We start from the raw sequence: 26,269 nt of genomic DNA, 5'->3' as shown, positions 1-26,269 counted from the left end.
TAAAAGTATATAGGCTCCATTCGGTTACAGTAATGTGATTTTTGTGTCGCGTATATAAATAATATGCGAAGAGGTGAGAGAGTAAAATGAGAACTCGTATTGAAAGAAATGAAGAGGTGGTAGATCAACTTCCGTTGGTAAGTGTATTAATTCCTACATATAATCGTCCTCGCTACTTTGAAGAGGCGTTACGTAGTGTGCTGGAACAAACGTACTCTAATATAGAAATTATAGTTGGAGATGATAGTACGAATGATGAAACAGAAAAGGTGTTACAAAAATACTTATGTGATCATTCAAATATTACTTATATAAAAAACAGGTCAACTCTCGGACAGTTTGAAAATGCTCTAATGTTATTTAATAAAGCGAGCGGTGAATATATAAATTTTTTAATGGACGATGATATCTTTCATGTGGATAAAATTGAAAAAATGATGAAGTATTTTTTCAATGATTTAGATAATGAAATTAAGCTTGTAACATCCCATCGTCAAGTAATTGATGAAAAAGGGAAAGAACTACGACATATTTATTCAACTGTCCGTTTATTTAAAGAGGATACGATTATAGAGGGAACAGAATTAGCAAATAGGGTAATTGTCGATCAAAAAAATTATATTGGAGAACCGACAACAGTTTTATTTCGTAAAAATGATTTACAAGAACCGTATGGGATTTTTGATAAGAGGAGGTATCTTTGTAACGTAGATATAGCTTCATGGTTATCTTTATTAAGTAAAGGAAAAGCGGTATATATAGCAGAGACACTGAGTTACTTTCGATTACATCCAGATCAACAGTTAAATGAATCTAATAAAATGATGGATGGATTAGAAGATTTTTCACATAGTATTATAGCTGGAGAAAAATATGGTTTCTTATCTAACGAAAAAGAGTTAGATGAAGCGATAACTAATTTTCTAGAATATGCAAGAAGGATAGTTCCATCATCAATATTATATACATTAGACTATTATCAAAAAATTAAAGAAAAGAAAATAAACATAGAAAAGAAAAAACAATATATAAATAATAATTCTCCTTTACCGAAAGTAAGTATACTTATTCCTGCGTACAATAGACCGTATTACTTGGAATTGGCGCTTAATAGTGCTCTGAATCAAACATATGAAAATATTGAAATTATTATTTCTGACGACAGTACAAATAATGAAATCAATGCGATGATTCAACCGTATTTACGTGAATATGAGCGTATTACATATGTTAAAAATGAAACGCCGTTAGTTGCTGAAAACTTTAATAAGTGTATAGAACTTGCGAACGGGGATTATATAAACTTTTTATTAGATGATGACTTATTTCATCATGAAAAGATCGAGAGAATGATGAAATACTTTTTGACGTTAGAAAATATTTCATTTGTGACGTCTTATCGTGAACTAATTGATGAGAATGGAGAGATATTACCACCTTCAACATTAAATATGAAAATCGCGAAAGAAACTACGCTTTTTGAAGGAAAAGAATTAGGGAATTATATGTTAAAAAATTTGAAAAATGTAGTTGGTGAGCCGACAACTGTTTTGTTTAATCGGGAATTGTTTGAAGGGAAGTTTGGGTATTTTAAAGGGAAGGCTTATTCTGCTATTAATGACATTGCAACTTGGCTAGACATGATGAGGAAAGGAAAAGTAGTTTATATACAAGAACCTCTTAGTTATTTTAGACAACATAGTGGACAAAATCAAAAACAAATGCATTTTATTTTAATGACAATTGAAGAATGGATTGAATTAATTATTGATGCATATAATAGTGGGTTTTTAAGTTCTGAAAGAGATTATAAAGAGAGCTTATCCTATTGTTTAGAGAATGCGGGATTTATAGTTAAGGATGCAGTAAGAAATGGAGAACTAGATCAAATTTATAATGAAAAGATTAAAAAGGGGTTAAACAAACTAGTTGCCCATATGTTTGAGAAAGAATGTTGTTATTGTCAATATTGCAATCAACAATTTGAAAAATTTTCACCTTGGCCAGCACATTATGATTTTCCAAAATATAAATTTGAGATGTGGAATAAAGATACAGGGATATGTCCAGTTTGTAGTTCGATGGATCGTGAAAGATTGTATCGTGTGTACATTGAAACGGAAACGGACTTGTTAAGTAGAAAATATACTATGCTTCATATTGCACCTGAAGCGAATGTAAGAGATTGGTTTAACGAGTATAAAAATATTACGTATGTATGTGGGGATTTAGAGCCAAAGGATCCATTAATGAAGGAAATTGATGTTACAAGCATTACATATGATAGTAATACTTTTGATGTAATTTTATGTAGCCACGTATTAGAACATGTTCTTGATGATGGCAAAGCAATGCGAGAGTTATATAGGGTTCTAAAACCAGGTGGATGGGGAATTATTCAAGTACCCATCGTAATGAATGTGGATTCTATTATAGAGAATGAATTAATTGTAACTCCACAATTGAGGAAATTAGCTTTTGGTCAAGAAGATCATGTGAGAATTTATAATCAATCAGGGTTCATTCAACGATTAATGAATGCGGGATTTAAGGTGGAATTATATAACCTAGCTGAAAAACAAGGGATGAAAAGTGCTAGGAAATTTGGCTTATCTGAAACAGATATGCTCTATATTGTCCGAAAATGATAGGAAGGAATAGATAGATATGGAGAATATTCCTTTTTTACGTGCTTCAACTGTACCTGTAATTGAGTATTTGGATGAATTGAAGGAAATTGATACATCTCACATATATACGAATTACGGACCTATAAATCAACGTTTTGAACAAACAATTATGTCGGGATTTTTTCAGAACAGGGGAGCTGTTACAACAGTAGCAAACGCAACGTTAGGGTTAATGGCGGCCATTCAACTTAAGAAAAGAAAAAAAGGAAAATATGCTCTCATGCCTAGTTTTACATTCCCAGCGACTCCATTAGCAGCTATTTGGTGTGGATTGGAACCTTATTTTATTGATATTTCAATAGATGATTGGTATATGGATAAAACAGTACTTTTGGATAAGATTGAAGAATTAAAAGAAGAGGTTGCGATTGTTGTCCCGTACGCAACTTTTGGATCATGGATGAACTTAGAAGAATATGAAGAATTAGAGAAGAGGGGTGTTCCGGTTGTCGTAGATGCGGCACCGGGATTCGGATTGATGAATGGAAGTGTGCATTATGGACAGGATTTTAGTGGAATGATCGTATATAGTTTTCATGCAACAAAGCCTTTTGGAATTGGTGAAGGAGGGCTCATATATAGTAAAAATGAAGAAGATATACAACGTATTAAAAGAATGGGGAATTTCGGATTTGATACAAATCGTGAATGTACGATGATGGGGTTTAATTGTAAAATGTCTGAATATGCAGCCGCTATTGGGATTGCAACTATGAAAAAATGGGATGAAAAATTAAAAGAACGCACCCGTATTTCTGAATGGTATAAACAATTGTTACAAAGTAATGGATTAATGAAAAAAGGGTGGCAACTCCAAAAGACAGAAGCAGTTATTCAGCAATTTATGCCTATTCTTTGTCCGGAAGAAGTTCGCAACAAACAAGTAATAGAAGACCTGAAAAAACAGAAAATAGAAGCTAGATTATACTTTTCGCCCTCTTGCCACCAACAAGTTCTTTTTAGAAACTATAAGTCTACAGATTTAACAAGAACGAATAAAATAGCAAAACGAATAGTAAGTTTGCCTTTATGGGAAGGAATGACGAAAGAAATAGTAGAACAAATTGTAAGATGTTTAGGTCAGAGGGCGGTGTTGGCAGATGAATAGTTTTTATAGTCAAGAAAAGCTAAAGAAAATTGGATTTTTATCAATTGGGAAGAATGTATTGATTAGTAAAAAAGCAAGTATATATAATCCAGGTGTTATATCAGTAGGTAATCATGTAAGGATTGATGATTTTTGCATTTTAAGTGGCAAAATTACAATTGGAAGTTATTCGCATATATCAGCGTATACAGCGTTATATGGAGGGGAAGTTGGGATTGAAATGCATGACTTTGCAAATATCTCAGCTAAAACAATCGTATATGCAGTACTAGATGATTTCAGTGGGAATACATTAATGGGACCAACTGTTCCGAGTCAATATAGGAATGTGAAAACAGAAAAAGTTATTTTAAAAAAACATGCGATTATTGGTGCTAATTCTATTATTTTTCCAAATGTAACTATAGGAGAAGGTACGGCAGTCGGTGCGATGAGTATGGTAAAAGAGAGTTTAGATGATTGGTATATTTATGCGGGAGTTCCCGTAAGAAAAGTAAAACCTCGTCAAAGAAAGATGCTAGAGTTAGAAATTGATTTTTTAAAAAACATTCATTCTTAACAAAAAGAAGGAATGTTTTTTATTTTTATGGTGCAGCATAGTGTGTATATAAACGTATTATGTTTTAAATTTTGCTGACCAAGGCAATACTGACCCATAGTGAATGTAAAGTTGGAGGGCGAGCGTATATGTTTGATGAGGATGGGATTGTTTTAATTATGGAACCGGCTGATGAAAGAAATCTGAGGAGATTTATTTTTTCAGTACCAAAGTCAGTGTATGAAAAGAAGGGGCTTACATTACACTATGGAACAGCTATAGGACAAGGATATACGGATATAATTGAAGATATTATTAGCGTACATATAGAAGTAGATGTTGTAACAGTAATCGGGCATGTAAGAGGGTAAATAGCTATTTGAAAAAAGGTTATAAGTAATGTAGCTAGAAGTTAGGATAGAGAAACTTACAGACAATTATAAAGACGAAGGGAGCCTAAAATGAAAATAAAATCAACTTTAGTAGTATTTATAGTTACAATTGGCTTAATGGGATGTTCACTAGTAGAACAAGGAAAGAACTCCATAGATTATGCTCAAAAAGCGACAGACTATATAAATGAAATAAGTGCGTTTGCAAATGATGCACCAGCATTAGCTGAAAAGGCTGTTAATGATAGTGAAGCTCGAAAAGAATTAGAAGCGAAGCTTAGTGAAATTAAACAAGATATACCCGCTTTTAATGAATTAACACCGCCTGATGTAGCAAAGGATCTTCATCAGCAAATCGTCGGGTATAACGAAAAGTTAAATACGTTAATTGATACGGCGATGACAAAGATAGAAGAAGGGAAAGTGAATGTAGAAGAGTTTAAAAACTCGGAGCTTATGCAGACGGTAGATCAAGTTCGAGATTTGAAAGAGAAGGTGCAAAATTTAGGTCAATAGTAAAAGGCTCCGTTTATCACAAACGGAGCCTTTTACTATTGGATACAATAAACGATTACACCAACGATAATAATCATGTTGCCGATGAGTTTACGTTTCGTTATTTTTTCTCCTAGGAAATACCAACCGAAAATTAATATGATGATATAACTTAAGGATTCTAATGCTGATGCTTGTTTTAATGCCATGCCCTTCATGGCGATAACATTTAATCCAGCGTTAATTACAAATAAAGAGTAGCCGATAATAACATAAGGATTCACATATTCTTTTATTCTAGAATCGTATTGTTGCAAAGTAGCTTTTTTTAATAATATTTGTGAGTAATTAGCTAAAATTATCCCGAAAATAAATAATAACATATAACTATTCATCTTTTGTCACCACCACAATTCCGACGATAATAATAGCTGCACCAAGTAAATGATTCCACTGAATCGTATCTCCAAATAGAAATACTGACCAAAGCATTGACCATAGTATAATAATCCCGCGATGTGAATATGCTTTTGATATTTCGAAATGTTTAATTACTTGTTGCCATAAAATTGCATATCCAAATAAAAGTATAACTAGTCCGAAATAAGCCATAAAAAATGAGATGGAAGCAATGGGGAATTTAGCCGCCCATTTCATGTAAACCATAATGATAGAATATATCAAAAAAGCTACATGTAAAAATAAGTAATTTTTAATAGTTGGTTTCATTTATTCACTCTCTTTTGCATATAAATATATATTTATACCTAATTTTTCTAATGATAGATATTGGAACGTATTTAGTTTAATCTTTCACATTCCAAATTATATAGTATCATGGCTTTTATTGTAAAACAATAAAAGCCATGTATTCATTTTTTCCAAGGTTCTACAATATGTATCGTTTTATTTGTTGCATCCAATTCTACTTGAACACCGATAGGTATGGTAATCATTGGATGTGTATGGCAACAATCGAAGTCTGCTAGAAAAGGAATTCTTTGATTTTGAAGTACTTCTAATAGTATTTCAAAAGGTTTTCGATTTGTACCACAATGATCAAATTGCTCATGTTTTCCAAGAATAATACCTGAAATTTTATCAAATACACCGTTAATTTTAAGTAATGAAAAGCTTCTTTCAATAGTAGCTGCATCTTTTGAGCTATCCTCAATAAATAGAATATCGCCTTCTTGAATACATGGCATAAAAGAGCTGCCCCAAATTCCTTGTATTGTATTTAAGTTGCCGCCAATTATCCGTCCGGTAGCTTGTCCATTTGTTACAGAAATCCAATTATTTGGTCTAAGTTCTTTTTCTTTCGTTTTCTCTTCCCAATTAATAAATTCGTCTGACCAAAATAAAGGTTGTTTTATGTTGTATGGAAGCGTTTGATCATGCAGTAATGTTTCTACAAAATATTTGTATGTATCATCTACAAAAGGCTCAAATTCTCCAAAGGAGGAAACGAGTGCCGGGCCGTAAAATGTAGGGAGTCCTGTTTTTGCATAAATCCCTAGTAATAAAGCTGTTGCATCTGAATACCCAATCATTATTTTAGGGTTATTTAGAAAAGCATCATAATCAATATAAGGCAATAAGGAATTTGAATTCATGCCACCAATTGTTGACATGATACAAGAAACATTAGGGTTTCTTATTAAAGCATTTAGTTCCTCAGCACGCTCTTGTATACTACCCGAACGATAATAATCATATCGACCTGTTAGTGAACCTTCTAATATATGAAATCCTTTCTGTTGTAAGTAAGATTTCGCTCGTTCAAATCTTTTAGGAGAAGTGTAGGTTACTGGAGAAGAAGGTGAGTAAATCCCAATTGTGTCTCCGTATTTTAATGATTTTGGAAGTGGCATTTGTATGAATCCCTTCTATTAATAGTTTTATTCATAAGGTTTATCATTGAATATTCTCATATTTCGGTATTGATATTGTAACATACATGCATTGAAATAATAATTGCTGTAGATGAATAAATATGCTTTTTACCTTGACGATATAAAGGGAAAGTTGTTATGGTTAAATGTGAGTGTATAAAAGGTTTGTTAAAGGAGTTTTGAAATGAAGCGGTTAAAATGGGGAAGGCTGACAGTCCTATTAGTCATTGTTTTAGGGATATGTTGGTTCTTATTCCAAGGAACTCAAAAGAGTGCAACAAGTATAGAGGGACAACCTTTACAAGTGGCAGAACTACCTAAAACAGGATTAGTTGAAAAAGTAGTCCCACCAAAGTACATACCACCGGAAATTGATGCAAAAGCAGCTATGATTATTGATGCGAGTAATGGAGATATTATTTATCAACATAATGAAAATGAGGCTTTTGCGCCAGCAAGTATGTCTAAGATGATGACAGCATATCTTCTATTAGAAAATGTACATAATGGGAAAGTTCGCTGGGAAGATCCGGTGAAAATGAGTGCGAAAGCGGCACAAACAGAGGGAGCGAGAATCCCAGTACAAGTTAATGACACATTAACCGTTAAAGATTTATATCATGCATTAATGATTGAGTCAGCTAATAATTCAGCTGTGGCTTTAGCAGAACATATGGCAAAATCGGAGAAAGATTTCGTTCAGCTTATGGATGCAAAAGCGAAACAGTTCAAAATGTCGGAACATGCTAAATTTGCAAATGCTTCTGGATTACAAGAGCCAGATGGAAGTGAAACAAAAATGACGGCTGGTGATGTAGCAAACTTGGCGTATCATCTTATAAAAGATTACCCAGAAATATTAGAAGTGACTCACTTACGTCAAAGTCAGTTAGCATTTAATAATATTAATGTTATAAGTACAAATGATATGTTAAACAAAAATAATAAAGCTTTATATATAGAAGGAATAGACGGATTAAAAACAGGATTTACAGATAGCGCAGGGTATTGTTTTACGGGTACAGCAAAACAAGGTGATACTCGTATTATTACAGTTGTTATGGGAACAAAAGGTAAAACGAAGCGTTTTACAGAGACGAATAAGCTAATGTCTTATGCATTTGGCTTAGTTAATTAAGTGAAATACTGAGTTGGATCATCATATAAGAAAGGCAATTTGTTGTTACGTACTATCGGTAACAGCAAATTGCCTTTTATTTTTTAGCACTAATAAAGTAAAAAGGTAAAAAATGTGAGTGTTATTATTTGAGTTTATTATTGTTTGTTTATATTATAAAGTTAGAAACTTATTAATGATAAGTTTTGAGGGGCATATGATGTGTACATAGGAAAAAGCCTCAAATGAAAATTGGAGGGAATTATGATGGCAAAAGATTTTTACTCAGCGATTGAAGACAGAAGATCTATTTACGCAATTAGTAAAGAACAAGTAGTTTCTGATGAAAAAATTCAAGAAGTGATTTATCATGCTGTAAAACATACACCTTCAGCTTTTAACTCTCAGAGTGCTCGCGTTGTCGTCTTGCTTGGAGAACAACACGATAAGTTATGGGATATTACGAAAGAAACGTTACGAAAAATTGTACCTGAAAATAACTTCGCTTCTACGGAAGAAAAAATGAATGCATTTAAAAGTGGTTATGGAACAGTTCTATACTTCGAAGATAGTGAAGTGGTGGAAGAACTGCAAGAAAAATTTGCATTATACAAAGAGAACTTTCCAATTTGGTCTCAGCAATCCTCTGGAATGTTACAATTTGCAATTTGGACAGCTTTGGAAATTGAAGGGTTTGGTGCTACATTGCAACATTACAATCCATTAATTGATGAAGAAGTGAGAAAAGAATGGGGAGTTCCAGAAAATTGGAAGCTTATTGCGCAAATGCCGTTTGGTAAACCGGTTGTACCTGCAGGTGAAAAAGAATACCAGCCTTTAGAAAACCGTGTAAAAATTTATAAATAATGTAGGAACGAGTGGGGGAATTGTTTATCCCCCACTAATTATTATTTGAACCAATCGGGGTTTTGCTACTTATAAAAAGGTGAACAGGGATACAACCTGTTCACCTTTTTATAAGTAGTAAGGATTTTTTTGATAGGAATTTTTCATCTGATTTTTTAATTCGTTTTTACGTGTTTCAATAGTTGATATTTTTTGTAAGGTAATAATTGAAACGAATTGAAAAAAAGCATAGTACAGTTCTATATTTTTATTTATAGGATCATCTATTATGTTATTCATAAATATACCTCCCTTTTGATTCCACTATTTGCAAGCAATAAAACGTTCATCTTAAAATTCAATTGCTTTCCGTGTAGGGTAAATAAAATGTGTATAGATTAAGACGCTACTATATATATGATAATATAAATACCCTATAAATTCCATAGACAGTTAAAAATGGGTAGCGGAATGTGTACTTTCGTCAAATTAGAACAGAATTTTTGAAGTTAAATCTTACAAATCGTCAAATCTTTTAAAAGTGATAGATAGTATCAAAAATAGTGTTCTAAAAATATTATACTATTGATAAAAAAAGTGTTTTTTGTCATGATAAGAGTATACTTCATAGGAGGAACTATAATAGGAAATACATTCTTTGCATTGTGTTAGATGAATAGAATTTTTTTAAGTGGATAGAAAATATATACTAAGATAATGAATGGTATGTCGAATTTTCAATAAAATACATAAGAAATATAAAAAAAGCATTGCAAAAAGAGTAAGTTTAATGGTAAAGTTCACATGAAGTTCACACGGATTTCACTTCGCTCGTTTAAAATGAACTCTGTGTGAAAAATAAAACTCTTGCTAAAAAATGGAACTGGATGAATATTTTACTTTGATAATATTGTAAAGTATTAAAGTTTTAAGTTTTTTTTAAGAGGATAGTAGGGAAAGGAAGTAAAGACAACTTATGAAAAAAGTAATTGCAGGTTTAGCAGCAGCTTCTGTAGCTGGCGTTGCAGTTCCAGGAATGGATTCTGCTCATGCACAAGTTTCAAATGAAGCGCTAAAAGAAATTAATGGACAAACTCAAACTCAAACGACTGTAACTGAAACAAAAACTGTAGAAACAACTTCTGAATTAAAATACACAGTAACTGCTGATGTATTAAATGTTCGTTCAGGTGCTGGTACAGGACATAACGTTATTTCTAAAGTAAAATCAGGCCAAGTGCTACAAGTAGTTGGACAAGAAAATGGTTGGTTCAAAGTAAACGTAAATGGTCAAACAGGTTATGTAAGTGGTGACTTCGTAACGACTGGTGGCAAAACAGGAACGACTGTTCAACAAGGAACAGGTACTTACACAGTAAACGTTTCTTCACTTAACGTACGTACAGGCCCAAGTACATCTCATACAGTATTAGGTTCTGTAAACAAAGGTAAAACAGTACAAGTTGTAGGTGAAGTACAAGATTGGTTTAAAATCAACTTCAATGGTGGAACTGGATACGTAAGCAAAGACTTCGTAACAAAAGGTGGTTCTGCTGTATCTAACGAAACAAAACAACCAACTACAAACAACAATACTACAACGGTTCAAACTGGTGGTTCTTATGTTGTTAACACTGATGCTTTAAAAGTACGTACAGGCCCAGCTACATATAACGCTGTAATCGGTGGAGTAACAAATGGTAAAGTATTAAACGTTACTGGCGCTGAAAATGGTTGGTACAAAATTAACCATAACGGCCGCACAGGTTACGTAAGTGCAGACTTCGTTAAGTTTGTAAAAGGCGGAGTAAACAACGTTACAAATAACAATAACAATAACAATAACAATAACAATAACAATAACGTTACAAATAACGTTCAACAACCAGGTAAAGACGTACAAAAACCAACAACAGGTGGAGATACATCTTCAATCGCTGGATTCGCTAGATCTTTAGAGGGTAAACCATACAGAACTGCTGGTACAACACCTGCTGGTTTTGACTGCAGTGGTTTTATTTACTATGTATTAAATAAAACAGGTCACAACATAGAGCGCACAAATGTTAAGGGATATTGGGCTCAGTTAACAAAAACTAACAATCCACAACCAGGAGATTTAGTATACTTTAGCAATACTACAGAAGCTGGTGGTTTAACTCATATGGGAGTTTATTTAGGAAATGGTAAGTTTATTAGTGCGGAAACAACTTCAACAGGTGTGAAAATTAGTTCAGTAAATAATTCATACTGGAGCAAACATCTAGCTGGTTACACAAAAGCATACTAAGAAAAAGTAGTTTTATATACTTTTCGTATAGAGAAAAGGCTTTCCAAGGAAACTTGGGAAGCCTTTTTATAGTTAAATAAATTGGAAGTGTAATAGTTTTTATTTTAACTTTCCATTTAAAAATCGATCATATAAGTCATGGAAATAGTTAGGACGAAATAAGTTCGCTGCATGTCCTGCTAAAGGTATTTCCTTATATAAAACGTTGGGTAAAATAGATTTTAAATCAAATAGGCAAGATTTATAGAGATGATCATGCTCTCCCATTATCCATAGTATAGGGTGAGGAAGTGATTTTAATTTAGATTTTAAATCGAATTCTAACCGATGTCGTAATGACTGGGCAATTATGGATGAATGTAATTGTAATCCGAAACGGTAGTAAATATTTCTTGAAATGACTGCGAACGGATTTGCTTTTAGTATACCGCTTGGAAAAATAGTATTTGCGTATTGAGAAAGCCATTTAGAGTATTCATCTCCTCGCTTCTCCCAAAAATTTTGAAATACATTATATAAACGAGAAGGGTTATTGTAATGTCCTCCAATATGACAAATACTTAATACTTTTTCTGGATGCATTTGTGCAAAAATTGTAGAGATGTAACAGCCGTAACTTAGCGCACAAATATGTGCTTTTTTAATACCTTCTTGTTCATATAAGTTTAATAATTGATCTACGAGGCGCTGTAATGAAAAGTCGATTGCTTCTCCTTTATCATCACCGTGACCTAATAAGTCATAAGTTATAATGTTGTAGGAGGCAGAAAATCGTTTTTGCTCTTTTTTGAAGGCGCGACGATTGCCGACTAATCCATGAATAAAAATAATTGTTTCCTTTTCGGAATGTATATTTGTTTGCAAAAAGGATACTCCTTTCAATAACGGGAGATTTATATAGTATTGTAAATTGATTATTTATCATTCGCATAGAATAATATTTAGCACTAGGTAATAATATCAGATATTTATATCTGTTGTAAAGATGAGTTTTTATGTATATTTTGTAAAAATAGAAAAAGTGTGTTTACATTCAGTTTACATTCGTATTGTATTCTACTTTTAGAAAGAACAGTTTTGTTTAACACGAGGAGATGACAGAAATGGAAGTTAAAAATGAAATGAAGAAAAAAGGGAGCTGGAGGCAGTTTTTACGCCTTATTCAAGATACAAATCCTCCGAAAGGGATATTAATTTTTGCGTTATTCATGAGTTTACTTTCTACAGGAGCGAGTTTATTTATTCCGATGTTAACAAAAGGATTAGTAGATAATTTTTCACTTTCGTCAATTAGTACAGGACAAATTGTTGGGCTAGTTGCCTTCTTTATTATGCAAACTATAGCTGCAGGATTATCTATATATTTATTAAATTATATAGGACAGAGGATTGTAGCTGGATTAAGAGAACGTTTGTGGAAAAAGGTACTTATATTGCCAGTATCTTATTATGATCAAAATAGAACAGGCGATACAATTAGCCGAATGACAAATGATACAGGTGTTGTGAAGACATTAATTTCTGAGCATTTGTCAAATTTATTAACAGGCGGTATTTCAATTGTCGGATCATTAATCGTATTATTTGTTTTAGATTGGAAAATGACACTTTTACTTTTAACGGTTATTCCATTATCAGTACTTATTTTAGTTCCACTTGGACGAAAAATGTATAAGATTTCAAAAGCACTTCAAGATGAAACGGCTTCTTTTACAAGTGTGCTAACGCAAGTATTATCAGAAATTCGTTTAGTAAAATCTTCGAACACAGAAAAAAGAGAATATGAAACTGGAAATAAAGGTATCGAAAAGTTATTGCAATTTGGTTTGAAAGAAGGGAAAGTGCAAGCGTTAATTTCACCAGTTATGTCGTTTGTTTTAATGGCATTGCTTGTTATTATCGTAGGGTATGGTGGGATGCGTGTTTCTAGCGGTGCATTAACTACAGGTGAACTTGTAGCGTTTATTTTATATTTAGTTCAAATTATAATGCCGATGAGTCAATTATCTATGTTCTTTACACAATTCCAAAAGGCAATTGGTGCAACGGAAAGAATTAATACAATTTTAGAATATGAAGTAGAAGATCATGAAACAGGTGTGAAAGTCACAAATGCTAAGCAGCCAATCGTTCTTGAAAATGTACATTTCGAGTATAACGAAGAAGAGCAAGTGTTAAAGAATATTGATTTCACAATTGAATCAGGAAAAGTAACAGCAATCGTAGGACCAAGTGGTAGCGGGAAAACGACGTTATTCTCATTGTTAGAACGTTTTTATGAGCCAACTAGCGGTGCTATTAAATTAGGGAAAGATACAATTACGAACTATTCGTTACAGTCATGGCGACGTCAAATTGGTTACGTTTCACAAGATAGTCCGTTAATCGATGGAACGATTCGGGATAACATTTGTTACGGCGTTGAGGGAGAAGTGACAGATGAAGAAATTGAAAAAGTAGCGGCGATGGCATATGTGGATGCATTTATTCATGATTTGCCAAATGGATATGCAACAGAAGTTGGAGAACGTGGTGTGAAACTTTCTGGAGGACAAAGACAGCGAATTGCCATTGCCCGAGCGTTACTTCGAAATCCACAAATTCTTATGTTAGATGAAGCAACTTCTAGTTTAGATAGTAAATCAGAGTCTGTCGTTCAAAAGGCATTAAATAACTTAATGAAAGGCAGAACAACGTTAGTTATTGCACATAGACTTTCTACTGTAGTAGATGCAGATAAAATTATCTTTATAGAAAAAGGGAATCTTACAGGTAGTGGTACACATGATGAATTGTTACGCACACATGACATGTATCGTGAATTTGCAACGCAACAATTGAAAATTAAAGAGGGCGTATTATAAAATGAATCATCAGTGGGGCTTATACTCCGCTGGTGATTCATTTTTAAAAGTTATATGAAAGATGCTACGTAGAAAGGAGAGGTTTTCTTTGCTACCAAAAATTTTAATAGTAGATGACGATCCGCATATTAGAGAACTTGTTTCTGTATTTTTAGAGCGGGAAGGATTTCAAACATATGAAGCAATTGATGGTCTAGATGCACTTCAAAAAATAGATGAAGTGAAAGTTGATATGGTTATTCTTGATATCATGATGCCAAATATGGATGGATTTGATGTATGTTTTGAATTAAGGAAATACTATGATATTCCGATTTTGATGTTAACTGCTAAAGGAGAAACGTCTCAAAAAGTAAAAGGATTTCATCTTGGAACGGATGATTATCTTGTAAAACCATTTGATCCGATAGAACTAGTAGTGAGAGTTAAGGCGTTATTGAAACGTTACCAAATTACAGTATCGCAATCAATTCAAGTTGGAAATGTACTGTTAAATCGTAAAACATTTGAAGTTACAATTGGTGAACAAACAGTTACGTTACCACTAAAAGAATTCGAATTGCTATTTACTTTAGGCTCTAAAGCGGGAAGAACTTGTTCGAGAGAGCAATTAATTGAAGATGTATGGGGATATGATTTTGAAGGAAATGAGCGAACATTAGATGTTCATATGAATCGGTTACGTGAGAAGTTCCAAGAAGAGAAATCGAGATTTAGTATTAAAACGATAAGAGGCTTAGGATATCGCTTAGAGGTAAGTAAATGAGAAGAAGAGAGCGAATGAGTAAATTCAAGATGCTAAAAGTAACGGGAGCGATAATAGCACTCTTTTCTTTTCTTACTATTATTTGGTCTACAGCATTTTATGTATCATCTAGTATATTGGATGCACTTGCAATACATTTATCTCCTTTTGTTACCTACCTCATTAGTGACATACTCAGTTTTATATTTATGATTCTTCTTTGGATATTAATTGCAGTATTAATGAGACCGAAGCGAGAGGCGATGATTTGGACTATTATTGAACCGATACAAAAAATTGCAAAAGGGGACTTCTCCGTAAAAATACGAAATGAAGAGAAATATGATGGAGAAATTGGTGTGCTCGTAAAAAGTATAAATGATATGACAGATGAACTAAATGCGATGGAGAAAATGCGCCAGGAATTTGTATCGAATGTTTCTCATGAAATACAGTCACCATTAACTTCTATAAAAGGATTTGCGAGAGCGCTACAAGATAACAATCTTTCCGAGGAAAAGAGAGAGCATTACCTTACCATTATTGAAACGGAAACGACGAGATTATCTAAACTAAGTCAAAATTTACTGAAGCTTACCCTTTTAGAGTCGGAAGAATATACACCAGAAAGAGTAACTTATCGATTAGATCAACAGTTAAAGCAAATTGTGTTAAATAGTGAACCGCTCTGGGCTGAAAAAGAAATTGAATTGGAACTTAATTTAGAGAAAGTGCACATTACTGCTGACCAAGAAAGTATGAGTCAAGTTTGGATTAATTTAATTCATAATAGTATTAAATTTACTCCAAGTGGTGGCACAATTACAATCCAGTTAAAAGAATATGAGAAAGTAGTGGAAGTACGTATTCGCGATTCAGGAATTGGTATATCAAAAGAACAGAAGCAACATATTTTTGAGCGCTTTTATAAAGCGGATTCTTCACGAAATCGTGCTTATGGAGGGAGTGGCTTAGGTTTGGCTATCGTAAAAAAAGTACTCGAACTTCATCAAGGAGAAATAAAAGTCGAGAGTGAGGAAGGCAGTGGTACGGAATTTATTGTACGTATTCCGAATCATGAAGAGAAATAGTGTTAGAAGGGGAAGCTTCTAACACTATTTTTCTTTAAAAATACATTTCCCATTACTGCAACTATATTGATAAGCTTTTCCTTCATTATTCATCTTTTTTAAAGTCAACGTATGCTTCTGCATCGTTTTTATCATCATCTATATCAATGAAATGAATGTGTCGTATAGAATAATCCTTTTTTCACTTAAACCTCTTTCTTGTAAGTTCGTATGAATCCCTTGTATTAGTTGATCGAACAGTGACCAATTTAAATTAAGATGCTCAAATGATTCAGTATGTTTTCCTAAAATGCCATTGTCTTGTATTATTTTTTTATTATTATCGTATGTATAAGAGTATGTAAAATAAGGTTCGTCTTTATATACTACCTCTGCATAATAGCCGATATTATAAAGGGAAGTATATTTTCCGGTTATGCTTTGTATTTCTTTTTGCTTATATCCTTTTATAGTATGGAGATATTCGTTAGTTTCTTTTTCTATTACTTTATAATATAGTGGATTACCAAATATAAAGTACATAGCCAAAAATATGCTAAATAGTCCGACTGCAGATAGTGACAAGAACCATTTTTTCTTTTCATACGCATATGCTCTCCTTTATGGAATTTATTTCTATTTTACATGAATTATGGCAAAAAGATGAGAATTATAAATAAGAACTTTCTATAGTTACCTACAAGTAACCTACGCACATGAAAGTGCATCATTGCCTTTTTACATAAACATAGATACAATTTTAATATAATACATAACTGAGATGATTAAGGAGTGTTATACTTGGCAGAATTATTACAAGGCAAAAATGCTTTAATTACAGGAGCAGGTAGAGGGATTGGTCGCGCTGTAGCGATCGCATTAGCGAAAGAGGGCGTAAATGTAGGTCTTTTAGCTCGCTCAGAAGAAAACTTAAAAGCTGTAGCGAAAGAAGTAGAAGCAGAAGGCGTAAAAGCTGTTATTGCGACTGCTGATGTTTCTTCATATGAAGAAGTGACTACTGCAATTGAGACGTTAAAAAACGGTTTAGGATCTATCGATATTTTAATTAATAACGCTGGTATTTCTAAGTTCGGTAAGTTTTTAGAACTAGACGTTGCTGATTGGGAAAAAATCATTCAAGTAAACTTAATGGGTGTATACTATGCAACTCGTGCAGCTTTACCAAGCATGATTGAACAACAATCTGGTGATATCATTAACATTTCATCTACAGCAGGACAAAAAGGTGCACCTGTAACAAGTGCATATAGTGCTTCTAAATTTGGTGTTCTTGGCTTAACAGAATCGTTAGCGATGGAAGTTCGTAAACATAACATTCGCGTAACTGCTTTAACTCCAAGTACAGTAGCAACAGATATGGCTGTAGATTTAGGGCTAACTGATGGAAATCCTGATAAAGTTATGCAAGCAGAAGATATTGCAGAGTTTATCGTAGCGCAGCTGAAATTAAATAAACGTACATTTATTAAATCAGCAGGACTTTGGTCTACTAATCCGTAAGGGATACATGTATAAACAAAAGAAGGGATATCTATTTTGTAATGAAGTAGATGTCCCTTCTTTATTTTTTGTATATAAGACAGAATTTTATGTATAATTGAAAGTGAATAGTAGAAAAGTATTGAAAGCGATGGTATTTCCATGAGTATGATTGAGAAGTGGACGGCTGTTGATCAATATATGAGTGATGTATGAATACCGAAAGATTTTACATTTTCGTAAAAGAATAACGAAAGGAGATAAATAGAATGAAAAAGATGTTTGAAAAATTATAACTTGTATCGTATACAACGCAGTTAGCTCGTGGACCTCCAACATACTTCAAAATATAAGTTTATATTAAAAATTGGAGGTTAGGAATAGATGAGAACTGAAAAAGAAATGCTGGACTTAATTATAAATACAGCAAAAGAGGATGAAAGAATTCGAGCTGTCATCATGAATGGATCGCGTGTAAATCCAAATGTGAAAAGAGATTGTTTTCAAGACTACGATATTATATATGTTGTAAAAGATATACGCTCTTTTACGTCTAATCATAATTGGATTCATAGGTTTGGAGAAATAATGATTGTACAAATGCCAGAAGAAATGTCATTAGTTCCACCAGATGGAGACGGGAAGTTTCCGTATTTAATGCAGTTCATGGATGGAAATCGGATTGATTTAACATTAGTTCCGGTTGATTTAATAAAAAAGTTCGTTGGACAAGATAGTTTAAGTAAATTACTTCTCGATAAAGATAATTGTATGGAAGAATTCCCGCCAGCAAGCGATAAAGATTACTTAATAAAAAAGCCTACAGAAAAAGAGTTTTTAGGTTGCTGTAATGAATTTTGGTGGTGTAGTACGAATGTGGCAAAAGGGTTATGGAGAGAAGAGCTTTCTTATGCAAAAGGAATGCTTGATGGCCCAGTGCGAGATATGTTCATAGTAATGCTAGAATGGCATATTGGTATGAAAACAGACTTTATAGTTAATGCAGGGAAGTTTGGAAAGCATTTCGAGAAATATATTGAAAAAGATATGTGGGTGCAATTTAAGAGGACATTTTCTAATGCAGAATATGAAAACATATGGGAATCATTCTTTGTCATGGGTAATTTATTTAGGGAAGTGGCGAACGAAATTGCTAACGCTTATGGATATTCGTACCCGCAAGGTGATGATGACAGAGTGACAAGTTATTTAAAACATGTGAAAGCTTTACCGAAAGATAGTACATCAATTTATTAATAATAGTCAGCAGTAAGACTGTCCAAATGACGGACAGTCTTATTTTTGTTTATGAATAACAATTTCTCTAACAAAGTGCAGATGAATCACATATGAAACTTTAGGGAGGTTTTTATTATGTATTATTTTTATTCACCAGAAGGGTTTGCTCCATATCAATGGGGGCTAGAACGAGATGTTTCGTATGCCTATATGCCATATAACTTATTTTATTACGGAGATTATATAAGAACATTGCCATACACATATATCCCTCAAAGCTATGAAGTACAAATGAAAGCAGATGAACGTGGATCGTGGACACCATTTTCTTGGGTCGAAAAATATGCGTACGCATTTTCAGGACCGTACAATAAAGCGGAAGTCGCACTTACATTTGATGATGGACCGGATTTAGAATTTACGCCAAAAATATTAGATAAGTTAAAACAACATAATGTAAAAGCGACTTTTTTCCTGCTTGGTGAAAATGCAGAAAAGTTTCCAAATGTAGTAAAGCGTATTGCGAATGAAGGGCATGTAATTGGTAATCATACGTATAGTCATCCTAATTTAGCGAAAGTAAATGAGGATGAGTACCGTAATCAAATTATAAAAACGGAAGAAATATTAAAACGTATAGCCGGCTATGCTCCTAAATTTATACGCCCGCCGTATGGTGAAATACTTGAAAATCAATTGCATTGGGCAACTGAGCAAAACTTTATGATTGTACAGTGGAGTGTGGATACAGTTGATTGGAAAGGTGTAAGTGCTGATACGATTACAAATAATGTGTTAGGGAACTCATTCCCTGGTAGTATCATACTTCAACATTCAACTCCAGGTGGACGCCTGCAAGGATCTGTAGAGGCGCTAGACAAAATGATTCCGCAGTTAAAAACGAAAGGGGCGCGCTTTGTAACGCTGCCAAGTATGTTCCAAACATCGAAAGAGCGGAAGTGAATGTGTTGTTAAATTGGAAAAAGAAGGATTTTGTCGTATAATGAAGCTGTAGGTTGTTAGGAGGGAATATAATTGATGTATGCACTAATAAACATAGGAATGAGTATTTTAATAGGTATTATATTTATACTTGCGGCGATTGTCCTTCAAAAAAATCCACCGACCGATATTAATGCGGCATATGGTTATCGTACGAAACGATCTATGAAAAATAAAGAATTATGGGATGTAGGTAATAGGTATAGTGCAGAAGTGATGAAGCAAAACGGATTCATTATGATGTTAATTGGAAGTGTTGTTAGTATACTGTTTAGATATCCACATACAATGATAGCGATTATGGTGATTATGCTGTTATTAATCATTCGTTTATTTATACGAGTAGAGAGTAGATTAAAAATGCTTGAACAATAATGAAAAAATAGGACTTCATGCAATATAATGCTAGGAGTCCTATTTTATTTATAAACTATTATTTTCTAGTAAGTCTTTTCCTTGTTCAACAACAAATTCATAGTATGCAAGATCATATGGATAGATATCATCAAAAGTTATCGTTAGCGGTTTATTGCTCAAAACAGAAGTAGCTGTAAAAGATGGAATCTCTCTTTTTAATAGCTGTAGAAAAGAAGTTGCATGTATTTTCATCACATCGTCTACTTCTTCACCTGGTGCGAATGGAAGTGGATTGATGACATTGTGGAAATACATATGACAAAACTCGCGATCCGTAAGATTTGAAATTTCATAATCTATTTTAAAGATGCCCTTATATGCTAAATCAGTCGTTTGAAAAGAAAGCCCCAATTCTTCTTCAATTTCACGAAGACCACCACTTTGTACATCTTCATCATGCATAATATGTCCAGCTGAAGTAATATCCCAAATGTTCGGAGCTTCTTTTTTATTTTTAGAGCGTAATTGGAAATATAAAAACATATCTTCATCATCTTTCTCTACAAACCAACAATGAAATGTTTCGTGCCAATCACCGTCACGATGCACTTCATCACGTAATTTCTTCCCAAGTATATTTTTTTCAGTATCAAATATTGTTAACCACTCTGTCATTTTAATTCCCCTTTCTGCAAACTTTATTATACAATATTTGTATTGAATTTTGGGAAAATAAAGAAAAGGGAGGTCGGTATTAGTGGGAATAGAGAGTAAGGAAATAAAATCGATTATTTCAACTGAGGTAGAATTACGGAAAATATTAGGGGAACCAAGTGAGCGAGCTTTGAAAAAGGTTATTTCATCATTAGACCACCATTGCGTAGATTTTCTGTCTAAATCTCCTTTTCTAGTATTATCTACGGCAAATAAATTAGGAGAGTGTGACGCTTCGCCGAGAGGAGATGCAGCTGGATTTGTATACGTATTCAATCATAATAAAATTATCATTCCAGAAAGACCAGGCAATCGTCGTATAGACTCCATTTTGAATATTATTTCCAATCCACGTGTAGGATTAATCTTTTTTATCCCAGGCCTTGGGGAGACACTCAGAATAAATGGCCGAGCGTATATAACAAACGACGAAGAAATTTTGCAAGAAATGCAGGTAAATGGACGCAATCCGCTACTTGGAATTGTTGTTGAAATAGAAGAGTGTTATATTCATTGTGCAAAAGCTTTTATTCGTTCTAAAATGTGGGATCCGGAATCTTGGTTACATAAAAAAGAGTTACCTTCAGCAGCAAAAATGTTGTTGGAGCATGCGAAAGTGAATGCTTCAGAAGAAGATGTTGCACGTTCTTTAGAAGAAAGTTATAGGGAAAGATTATATTAAGAAAATTACTTTTTAAATATAGTGTTGAGGTGTGAAACTCTAAACGTTTTAGAATGAGAATTTAATATCAATCTTGTTAGTTTGTAAGTGATGAATACATGTGCAAGAGTAGAAATCTATATTAGATGATTTGTTATTTTAAAATAAAATGATTCGTATTTTTAAAAATAATGAACAAAAATAGGCTTGCTTTTTAAAAAGTTGATAACTATAATAAGTTAACAAATAGACATGAACGAAAAAGTAACGATAAGGACACGGAATCATTTTTACGGTTTACAGAGAGGGAAGTCAAGGGTGTGAGCTTCCTAACACGAGAAATGATTTTACCACCTTTGAACTTCAATAGTGAACGAGTAATCTAGTAATTATTGACGGTATCAGCCGTTATCTGAACTTGAGCAATCTAGGAGGAAATATGTCTGGATTGGAACAAGGGTGGAACCACGAAAACACATTCGTCCCTTTCCTAGGGATGAGTGTGTTTTTTTATGGGTTACAGATTGAAAATTGAAAATAATTAAAAAATAGTATTGATTTTGTTTTTTATGCGAGTATAATGAGTTAACAAATAAACATGAACGAAAAGTAACGATAAGGACACGGAATCATTTTTACGGTTTACAGAGAGGGAAGTCAAGGGTGTGAGCTTCCTAACACGAGAAATGATTTTACCACCTTTGAACTTCAATAGTGAACGAGTAATCTAGTAATTATTGACGGAATCAGCCGTTATCTGAACTTGAGCAATCTAGAGAGAAATACGTCTAGGTTGGAACAAGGGTGGAACCACGAAAACACATTCGTCCCTTTCCTAGGGATGAGTGTGTTTTTTTATTACTTTGAAAGGAGGTGCTGTAACATGAAACGATTTGTACGTACGGAAATAAACACCACCTGCATGATTGAAAAGCAGAGTAAGGTGATTGATAAAGATAAAAAATAAAATTGTAGGAGGAGATTAGAAGATGAATAATGTTGTTAATGTAGGGGTGTTAGGATTAGGTACGGTCGGAAGTGGTGTTGTCCATATTTTGAAAGAACATTATAAAAAAATTGCACTTGATACAGGGTATGAAGTGAAAGTGAAGACAGTTGCTGTACGTGATTTAGAAAAAGAACGTGATGTTTGTATTGATGGAATCGTAGTAACAAGTCATGTTGATGAAGTTCTAAATGATTCAAATATTGATATTGTAGTAGAGGTAATGGGCGGAATTGAAGAAGCGAAGCAGCATATTGTTAAAGCTTTACGAAATAAGAAACATGTCGTAACAGCAAATAAAGATTTAATGGCTGTATACGGTGCAGAACTTCTCCAACTGGCGAACGATAATGATTGTGATTTATGTTATGAGGCAAGTGTAGCGGGCGGTATTCCGGTGTTAAGAGGGTTAACAGACGGATTAGCATCAGATCAAATTGAAAAAATAATGGGGATTGTAAATGGTACAACAAATTACATGTTAACAAAGATGAGTCAAAATGGATGGTCGTATGAAGAGGCTTTACAGGAAGCACAAAAATTAGGTTTCGCAGAATCAGATCCGACAGCGGATGTAGATGGGCTAGATGCGGCGAGAAAGGTAGCGATTCTTGCAAACTTAGGTTTTTCGATGAATGTTTCTTTAGATGATGTGCAAGTAAGAGGGATTCGAAAGGTCGAAAAAGAAGATTTACAAATGGCTGAAAAGTTAGGGTTTACAATGAAATTAATTGGTAAAGCAGAGAAACAAGGATCAGCCATTCATTTAAGTGTAGAACCGACTCTTTTACCTAGTCATCATCCATTATCGAATGTAAATAATGAATTTAATGCAGTATATGTTCACGGGCAAGCGGTAGGAGAAGTAATGTTTTACGGACCTGGAGCTGGGAAGTTACCGACTGGTTCTGCTGTAGTAAGTGATATTATTTCAATCGTTAAAAATATGAATCAAGTTCAGAAAAATAAAAGTGCGTTAAAAGAACCGGAACCGTATGAATTACAAGGGGATGAAGAAGTCGTTTCGAAATATTTCTTACGTATCTCATTACGAGATGAACCTGGGATGTTGCAAAAAATAACAGAATGTTTCGTTGATTATTCTGTAAGTTTAAAAGAAGTGATTCAATTACCTTTAAATCGTGAACTTGCAGAAGTCGTTGTTGTGACACATCAGACTTCAAAGTATCAATTCGAACGAGTTTTAGGAGCGATAGAAGATGTCGCAAGTGAAATAAACAGTTACTACATTATTGAGGAGGAAAAACAATATGTATAAAGGACTATTAAACCAATATGCTTCTTATTTACCGGTAAACGAAAACACACCTGATGTGAGCTTAATGGAAGGGAATACACCGCTTATCCCGTTATTAAATATATCAAAACAATTAGGAATTCAGTTATACGGTAAGTATGAAGGAGCGAATCCGACAGGTTCTTTTAAAGATCGTGGTATGGTAATGGCAGTTGCGAAGGCGAAAGAAGAAGGTTCAGAGGCCATTATTTGCGCATCGACAGGTAATACATCAGCATCGGCCGCAGCATACGCGGCACGTCTTGGAATGAAATGTATTATTGTAATCCCAGAAGGGAAAATTGCACATGGAAAATTAGCGCAAGCAGTTGCCTATGGTGCTGAAATTATTTCAATAGAAGGAAATTTTGATGATGCACTAAAGGCTGTAAGAAATATTGCTGCAGAAGAGCCAATCACATTAGTTAACTCGGTAAATCCTTATCGAATTGAAGGGCAAAAAACAGCAGCATTTGAAATTTGTGACCAATTGCAAAGTGCACCAGATGTTTTAGCGATTCCTGTTGGGAATGCTGGGAATATTACAGCGTACTGGAAGGGTTTCTGTGAATATGAGAAAGAAAAAGGATATAAGAAGCCAAGAATTCATGGATTTGAAGCGGAAGGAGCAGCTGCTATTGTAAAAGGGCATGTAATTGACGAGCCAGAAACAATTGCAACAGCGATTCGCATCGGTAACCCAGCAAGTTGGTCATATGCAGTAGAGGCTGCTGAGCAATCTCACGGTGAAATAGATATGGTATCAGATGAAGAAATTTTACATGCGTATAGATTATTAGCAAAATCGGAAGGAGTTTTCGCTGAGCCAGGATCAAATGCTTCATTAGCTGGCGTAATGAAACATGTTCAATCTGGAAAAATCAAAAAAGGAGAAACAGTTGTTGCAGTTTTAACTGGAAACGGCTTGAAAGATCCTGATATCGCAATCTCTTCTAATACATTAGATATTGCAAGTGTTTCAAATAATATAGAACAAATTAAAGAGCATATTAAAGGGGTGATTATGTCGTGATACCATTAAGTATTCGTGTCCCTGCTAGTACAGCGAATGTTGGACCTGGATTCGATTCAGTAGGAATAGCTTTGTCATTATATTTACATGTAGTAGTTAAAGAAAAAGCTGATAAATGGCAAGTAATCCATTCCTTTGAAGATTCAATTCCGACAGACGATAAAAATTTAATTGTTAGCACGGCATGTAAAGTATGTCCTTCTTTATCACCCTATATAATAGAAGTTACTAGTAACATTCCGCTAACAAGAGGTCTAGGAAGTAGTGCATCAGCAATTGTAGCTGGGATAGAGCTTGCGAATCAACTCGGAAAATTGAACTTAACGACTGATCAAAGAGTTCAAATTGCTACAAATTTTGAAGGTCATCCTGATAATGTTGCTGCTTCTATATTAGGGGGAACTGTAATCGGAGCACTTGATGGGAAGAATGTTTCGGTTGTAAGAATTGAAAGTAAGGAATTAGGTGTTATTTCTCTTATTCCAAATGAAGAGCTAAATACAGATGAAAGTCGATCTGTATTACCAGATGTATTCCCGTTTCATGAAGCTGTTAAGGCCAGTGCAATAAGTAATGTATTAGTAGCTGCTTTATGTCAAAAGAAATGGAAAGTTGTAGGCGAAATGATGGAAAGGGATCATTTTCACGAGCCGTATCGTTTAGAGCTTGTACCGTTATTACCATCTATTCGTAAATGTGCAAAAGAATTCGGTGCATACGGTACAGCGCTTAGCGGTGCAGGACCATCTATTTTTATATTAACGCCGTATGAGAAACGTCAAGAAATTGCTGAGCAATTAGCGAGAGTATTTACGTCTATGAAAGTGTGTGAGCTAGAAATTGATCATAGAGGGATTACTGTAAATAAAGAAGAACATATTGGATTATAAAGAAAGCTAGTATCGCTAGCTTTCTTTATGTTGTAAATATGTTTGCATATAAAAGAAAAATATGAATGTATAATTTAGTAAAGAGTATATTAACTTGGAGGTAAACGGATCATATGAAGAAAGAGTTACCGGAAGAAAAAAGAGAACGTATAAGGCAAAGTGAATTGAAAAACAATTCTACCGGTTCTTTACATGATGGGCTCAACAGAGCTGAAACGGGTAGTCCAGTTGATATGGCGGGTGGTATGAATTGGAAAGGTACAGCGCTAGTAATTTTAGTGCTAGTTTTAGCGTATATTATATACACTTATTTTTTTAGTTAAGAAATGCATGTTAAAGCTTTGAATGATTTGCTTTTATAATTAGTGAGGATGAAAAAACACGGTTATTGTACTATATATATTAAGCAGATTATAGTTGCCCATATATATTTATTTTTAATCCCAAAAATAGAGCTAGCATTATGCTGGTTCTATTTTTTTGCCACATTCCTGTAACAAAGCCTCTGTATATTCAGTGG

26 protein-coding genes, 1 pseudogene and 2 other annotated features are annotated in these 26,269 nt (G+C 33.8%); of the genes and pseudogenes, 20 read left to right on the top strand and 7 right to left on the bottom strand.

Annotation, left to right across the window (positions count from 1 at the left end; genetic code table 11):
- The first annotated feature begins 86 nt into the window (after nucleotides 1-86).
- The 5 genes from QCI47_RS18395 to QCI47_RS18375 all read left to right on the top strand — a co-directional run bounded on the left by QCI47_RS18395 (nucleotide 87) and on the right by QCI47_RS18375 (nucleotide 5,244).
- Nucleotides 87-2,648, top strand: coding sequence for a glycosyltransferase (locus tag QCI47_RS18395; protein ID WP_309422689.1), 2,562 nt, complete (start codon nucleotides 87-89; stop codon nucleotides 2,646-2,648).
- Nucleotides 2,649-2,667: 19 nt separating this feature from the next.
- Nucleotides 2,668-3,798 (top strand): DegT/DnrJ/EryC1/StrS aminotransferase family protein, encoded by a 1,131-nt coding sequence (locus QCI47_RS18390; protein WP_109631176.1) that lies wholly within the window; start codon nucleotides 2,668-2,670, stop codon nucleotides 3,796-3,798.
- Nucleotides 3,791-4,357, top strand: coding sequence for an acyltransferase (locus QCI47_RS18385; RefSeq protein WP_309422690.1), 567 nt, complete (start codon nucleotides 3,791-3,793; stop codon nucleotides 4,355-4,357). Before QCI47_RS18390 ends, QCI47_RS18385 begins: the two co-directional genes overlap by 8 nt.
- A gap of 128 nt (nucleotides 4,358-4,485) precedes the next feature.
- Entirely contained in the window at nucleotides 4,486-4,707 is a 222-nt protein-coding gene (locus tag QCI47_RS18380; RefSeq protein ID WP_000459104.1) for a hypothetical protein, read from the top strand.
- A 90-nt stretch (nucleotides 4,708-4,797) separates the two neighbouring features.
- A complete protein-coding gene (locus tag QCI47_RS18375; protein WP_000695301.1) occupies nucleotides 4,798-5,244 on the top strand; it encodes a DUF6376 family protein in 447 nt (148 codons plus the stop codon).
- A 35-nt stretch (nucleotides 5,245-5,279) separates the two neighbouring features.
- Here the strand turns inward: QCI47_RS18375 and QCI47_RS18370 are convergent, their stop codons facing one another.
- From QCI47_RS18370 to QCI47_RS18360, 3 genes are all read right to left on the bottom strand, one after another.
- The gene (locus QCI47_RS18370) at nucleotides 5,280-5,618 is read right to left on the bottom strand and encodes an EamA family transporter (RefSeq protein WP_001089868.1); all 339 of its coding nucleotides are present in this window, start codon (nucleotides 5,616-5,618) and stop codon (nucleotides 5,280-5,282) included.
- Nucleotides 5,611-5,952, bottom strand: a complete 342-nt coding sequence (locus QCI47_RS18365) for an EamA family transporter (RefSeq protein WP_000805123.1) — start codon at nucleotides 5,950-5,952, stop codon at nucleotides 5,611-5,613. Before QCI47_RS18365 ends, QCI47_RS18370 begins: the two co-directional genes overlap by 8 nt.
- Nucleotides 5,953-6,095: 143 nt before the next feature.
- The gene (locus QCI47_RS18360) at nucleotides 6,096-7,097 is read right to left on the bottom strand and encodes a S66 family peptidase (protein WP_076868156.1); all 1,002 of its coding nucleotides are present in this window, start codon (nucleotides 7,095-7,097) and stop codon (nucleotides 6,096-6,098) included.
- 205 nt (nucleotides 7,098-7,302) lie between these two features.
- Between QCI47_RS18360 and QCI47_RS18355 the strand changes: the two genes are divergently transcribed.
- The gene (locus QCI47_RS18355) at nucleotides 7,303-8,256 is read left to right on the top strand and encodes a D-alanyl-D-alanine carboxypeptidase family protein (protein WP_000825885.1); all 954 of its coding nucleotides are present in this window, start codon (nucleotides 7,303-7,305) and stop codon (nucleotides 8,254-8,256) included.
- Between the two features lie 243 nt (nucleotides 8,257-8,499).
- Nucleotides 8,500-9,102, top strand: a complete 603-nt coding sequence (locus tag QCI47_RS18350) for a nitroreductase family protein (RefSeq protein WP_001993708.1) — start codon at nucleotides 8,500-8,502, stop codon at nucleotides 9,100-9,102.
- A gap of 108 nt (nucleotides 9,103-9,210) precedes the next feature.
- On the opposite strand, the gene QCI47_RS18345 is transcribed toward QCI47_RS18350, so the two are convergent.
- Nucleotides 9,211-9,381 (bottom strand): hypothetical protein, encoded by a 171-nt coding sequence (locus tag QCI47_RS18345; RefSeq protein ID WP_001059583.1) that lies wholly within the window; start codon nucleotides 9,379-9,381, stop codon nucleotides 9,211-9,213.
- A 676-nt stretch (nucleotides 9,382-10,057) separates the two neighbouring features.
- On the opposite strand from QCI47_RS18345, the gene entFM reads away from it, so the two are divergent.
- Nucleotides 10,058-11,371, top strand: coding sequence for an enterotoxin EntFM (gene entFM, locus QCI47_RS18340; RefSeq protein ID WP_353811909.1), 1,314 nt, complete (start codon nucleotides 10,058-10,060; stop codon nucleotides 11,369-11,371).
- Between the two features lie 99 nt (nucleotides 11,372-11,470).
- On the opposite strand, the gene QCI47_RS18335 is transcribed toward entFM, so the two are convergent.
- The gene (locus QCI47_RS18335) at nucleotides 11,471-12,235 is read right to left on the bottom strand and encodes an alpha/beta fold hydrolase (protein WP_353811908.1); all 765 of its coding nucleotides are present in this window, start codon (nucleotides 12,233-12,235) and stop codon (nucleotides 11,471-11,473) included.
- Between the two features lie 239 nt (nucleotides 12,236-12,474).
- On the opposite strand from QCI47_RS18335, the gene QCI47_RS18330 reads away from it, so the two are divergent.
- The 3 genes from QCI47_RS18330 (at nucleotide 12,475) to hitS (ending at nucleotide 16,071) form a co-directional block, all read left to right on the top strand.
- Nucleotides 12,475-14,235 (top strand): ABC transporter ATP-binding protein, encoded by a 1,761-nt coding sequence (locus QCI47_RS18330; RefSeq protein ID WP_353811907.1) that lies wholly within the window; start codon nucleotides 12,475-12,477, stop codon nucleotides 14,233-14,235.
- Nucleotides 14,236-14,323: 88 nt separating this feature from the next.
- Nucleotides 14,324-15,001 carry an envelope stress response regulator transcription factor HitR gene (gene hitR, locus QCI47_RS18325; RefSeq protein WP_000937025.1) on the top strand — a complete coding sequence of 226 codons (678 nt, stop codon included), beginning with the start codon at nucleotides 14,324-14,326 and terminating at the stop codon, nucleotides 14,999-15,001.
- On the top strand, nucleotides 14,998-16,071 hold the full coding sequence (gene hitS / locus QCI47_RS18320; RefSeq protein ID WP_309422692.1) for an envelope stress sensor histidine kinase HitS: 1,074 nt from the start codon (nucleotides 14,998-15,000) through the stop codon (nucleotides 16,069-16,071). The genes hitR and hitS overlap by 4 nt, the downstream gene beginning before the upstream one ends.
- A 24-nt stretch (nucleotides 16,072-16,095) precedes the next feature.
- Here hitS and QCI47_RS18315 read toward each other — a convergent pair.
- Nucleotides 16,096-16,593, bottom strand: a pseudogene (locus QCI47_RS18315) (DUF3139 domain-containing protein).
- 258 nt (nucleotides 16,594-16,851) lie between these two features.
- Between QCI47_RS18315 and QCI47_RS18310 the strand changes: the two are divergent.
- The 4 genes from QCI47_RS18310 (at nucleotide 16,852) to QCI47_RS18295 (ending at nucleotide 20,166) form a co-directional block, all read left to right on the top strand.
- Nucleotides 16,852-17,571, top strand: coding sequence for a 3-ketoacyl-ACP reductase (locus tag QCI47_RS18310; RefSeq protein WP_000818985.1), 720 nt, complete (start codon nucleotides 16,852-16,854; stop codon nucleotides 17,569-17,571).
- A gap of 363 nt (nucleotides 17,572-17,934) precedes the next feature.
- The gene (locus tag QCI47_RS18305) at nucleotides 17,935-18,807 is read left to right on the top strand and encodes an aminoglycoside 6-adenylyltransferase (RefSeq protein WP_309422693.1); all 873 of its coding nucleotides are present in this window, start codon (nucleotides 17,935-17,937) and stop codon (nucleotides 18,805-18,807) included.
- Between the two features lie 117 nt (nucleotides 18,808-18,924).
- A complete protein-coding gene (locus QCI47_RS18300) occupies nucleotides 18,925-19,752 on the top strand; it encodes a peptidoglycan-N-acetylglucosamine deacetylase (RefSeq protein WP_061130945.1) in 828 nt (275 codons plus the stop codon).
- A 75-nt stretch (nucleotides 19,753-19,827) separates the two neighbouring features.
- On the top strand, nucleotides 19,828-20,166 hold the full coding sequence (locus tag QCI47_RS18295) for an SdpI family protein (RefSeq protein ID WP_000271090.1): 339 nt from the start codon (nucleotides 19,828-19,830) through the stop codon (nucleotides 20,164-20,166).
- Nucleotides 20,167-20,214: 48 nt separating this feature from the next.
- Here QCI47_RS18295 and QCI47_RS18290 read toward each other — a convergent pair whose 3' ends face one another.
- On the bottom strand, nucleotides 20,215-20,823 hold the full coding sequence (locus QCI47_RS18290) for an NUDIX hydrolase (RefSeq protein ID WP_000141398.1): 609 nt from the start codon (nucleotides 20,821-20,823) through the stop codon (nucleotides 20,215-20,217).
- Nucleotides 20,824-20,905: 82 nt separating this feature from the next.
- On the opposite strand from QCI47_RS18290, the gene QCI47_RS18285 reads away from it, so the two are divergent.
- The 5 genes from QCI47_RS18285 (at nucleotide 20,906) to QCI47_RS18265 (ending at nucleotide 26,072) form a co-directional block, all read left to right on the top strand.
- A complete protein-coding gene (locus QCI47_RS18285) occupies nucleotides 20,906-21,544 on the top strand; it encodes a pyridoxamine 5'-phosphate oxidase family protein (RefSeq protein ID WP_242264993.1) in 639 nt (212 codons plus the stop codon).
- A gap of 237 nt (nucleotides 21,545-21,781) precedes the next feature.
- Nucleotides 21,782-22,013: a binding site (T-box leader), on the top strand.
- 113 nt (nucleotides 22,014-22,126) lie between these two features.
- Nucleotides 22,127-22,358: a binding site (T-box leader), on the top strand.
- A 154-nt stretch (nucleotides 22,359-22,512) separates the two neighbouring features.
- On the top strand, nucleotides 22,513-23,808 hold the full coding sequence (locus QCI47_RS18280; protein WP_353811906.1) for a homoserine dehydrogenase: 1,296 nt from the start codon (nucleotides 22,513-22,515) through the stop codon (nucleotides 23,806-23,808).
- Nucleotides 23,801-24,859, top strand: coding sequence for a threonine synthase (gene thrC, locus QCI47_RS18275; RefSeq protein ID WP_000276454.1), 1,059 nt, complete (start codon nucleotides 23,801-23,803; stop codon nucleotides 24,857-24,859). The genes QCI47_RS18280 and thrC overlap by 8 nt, the downstream gene beginning before the upstream one ends.
- The gene (thrB, locus tag QCI47_RS18270; RefSeq protein ID WP_000612668.1) at nucleotides 24,856-25,749 is read left to right on the top strand and encodes a homoserine kinase; all 894 of its coding nucleotides are present in this window, start codon (nucleotides 24,856-24,858) and stop codon (nucleotides 25,747-25,749) included. Before thrC ends, thrB begins: the two co-directional genes overlap by 4 nt.
- 113 nt (nucleotides 25,750-25,862) lie before the next feature.
- A complete protein-coding gene (locus QCI47_RS18265) occupies nucleotides 25,863-26,072 on the top strand; it encodes a DUF6366 family protein (RefSeq protein ID WP_000711909.1) in 210 nt (69 codons plus the stop codon).
- Nucleotides 26,073-26,269: the final 197 nt, after the last annotated feature.

The organism is Bacillus cereus group sp. RP29, assembly GCF_040459765.1.
Lineage (GTDB): Bacteria > Bacillota > Bacilli > Bacillales > Bacillaceae_G > Bacillus_A > Bacillus_A paranthracis.
The sequence above is the reverse complement of the archived record's forward strand: the minus strand, read 5'-3'. Positions and strand labels throughout refer to the sequence as shown.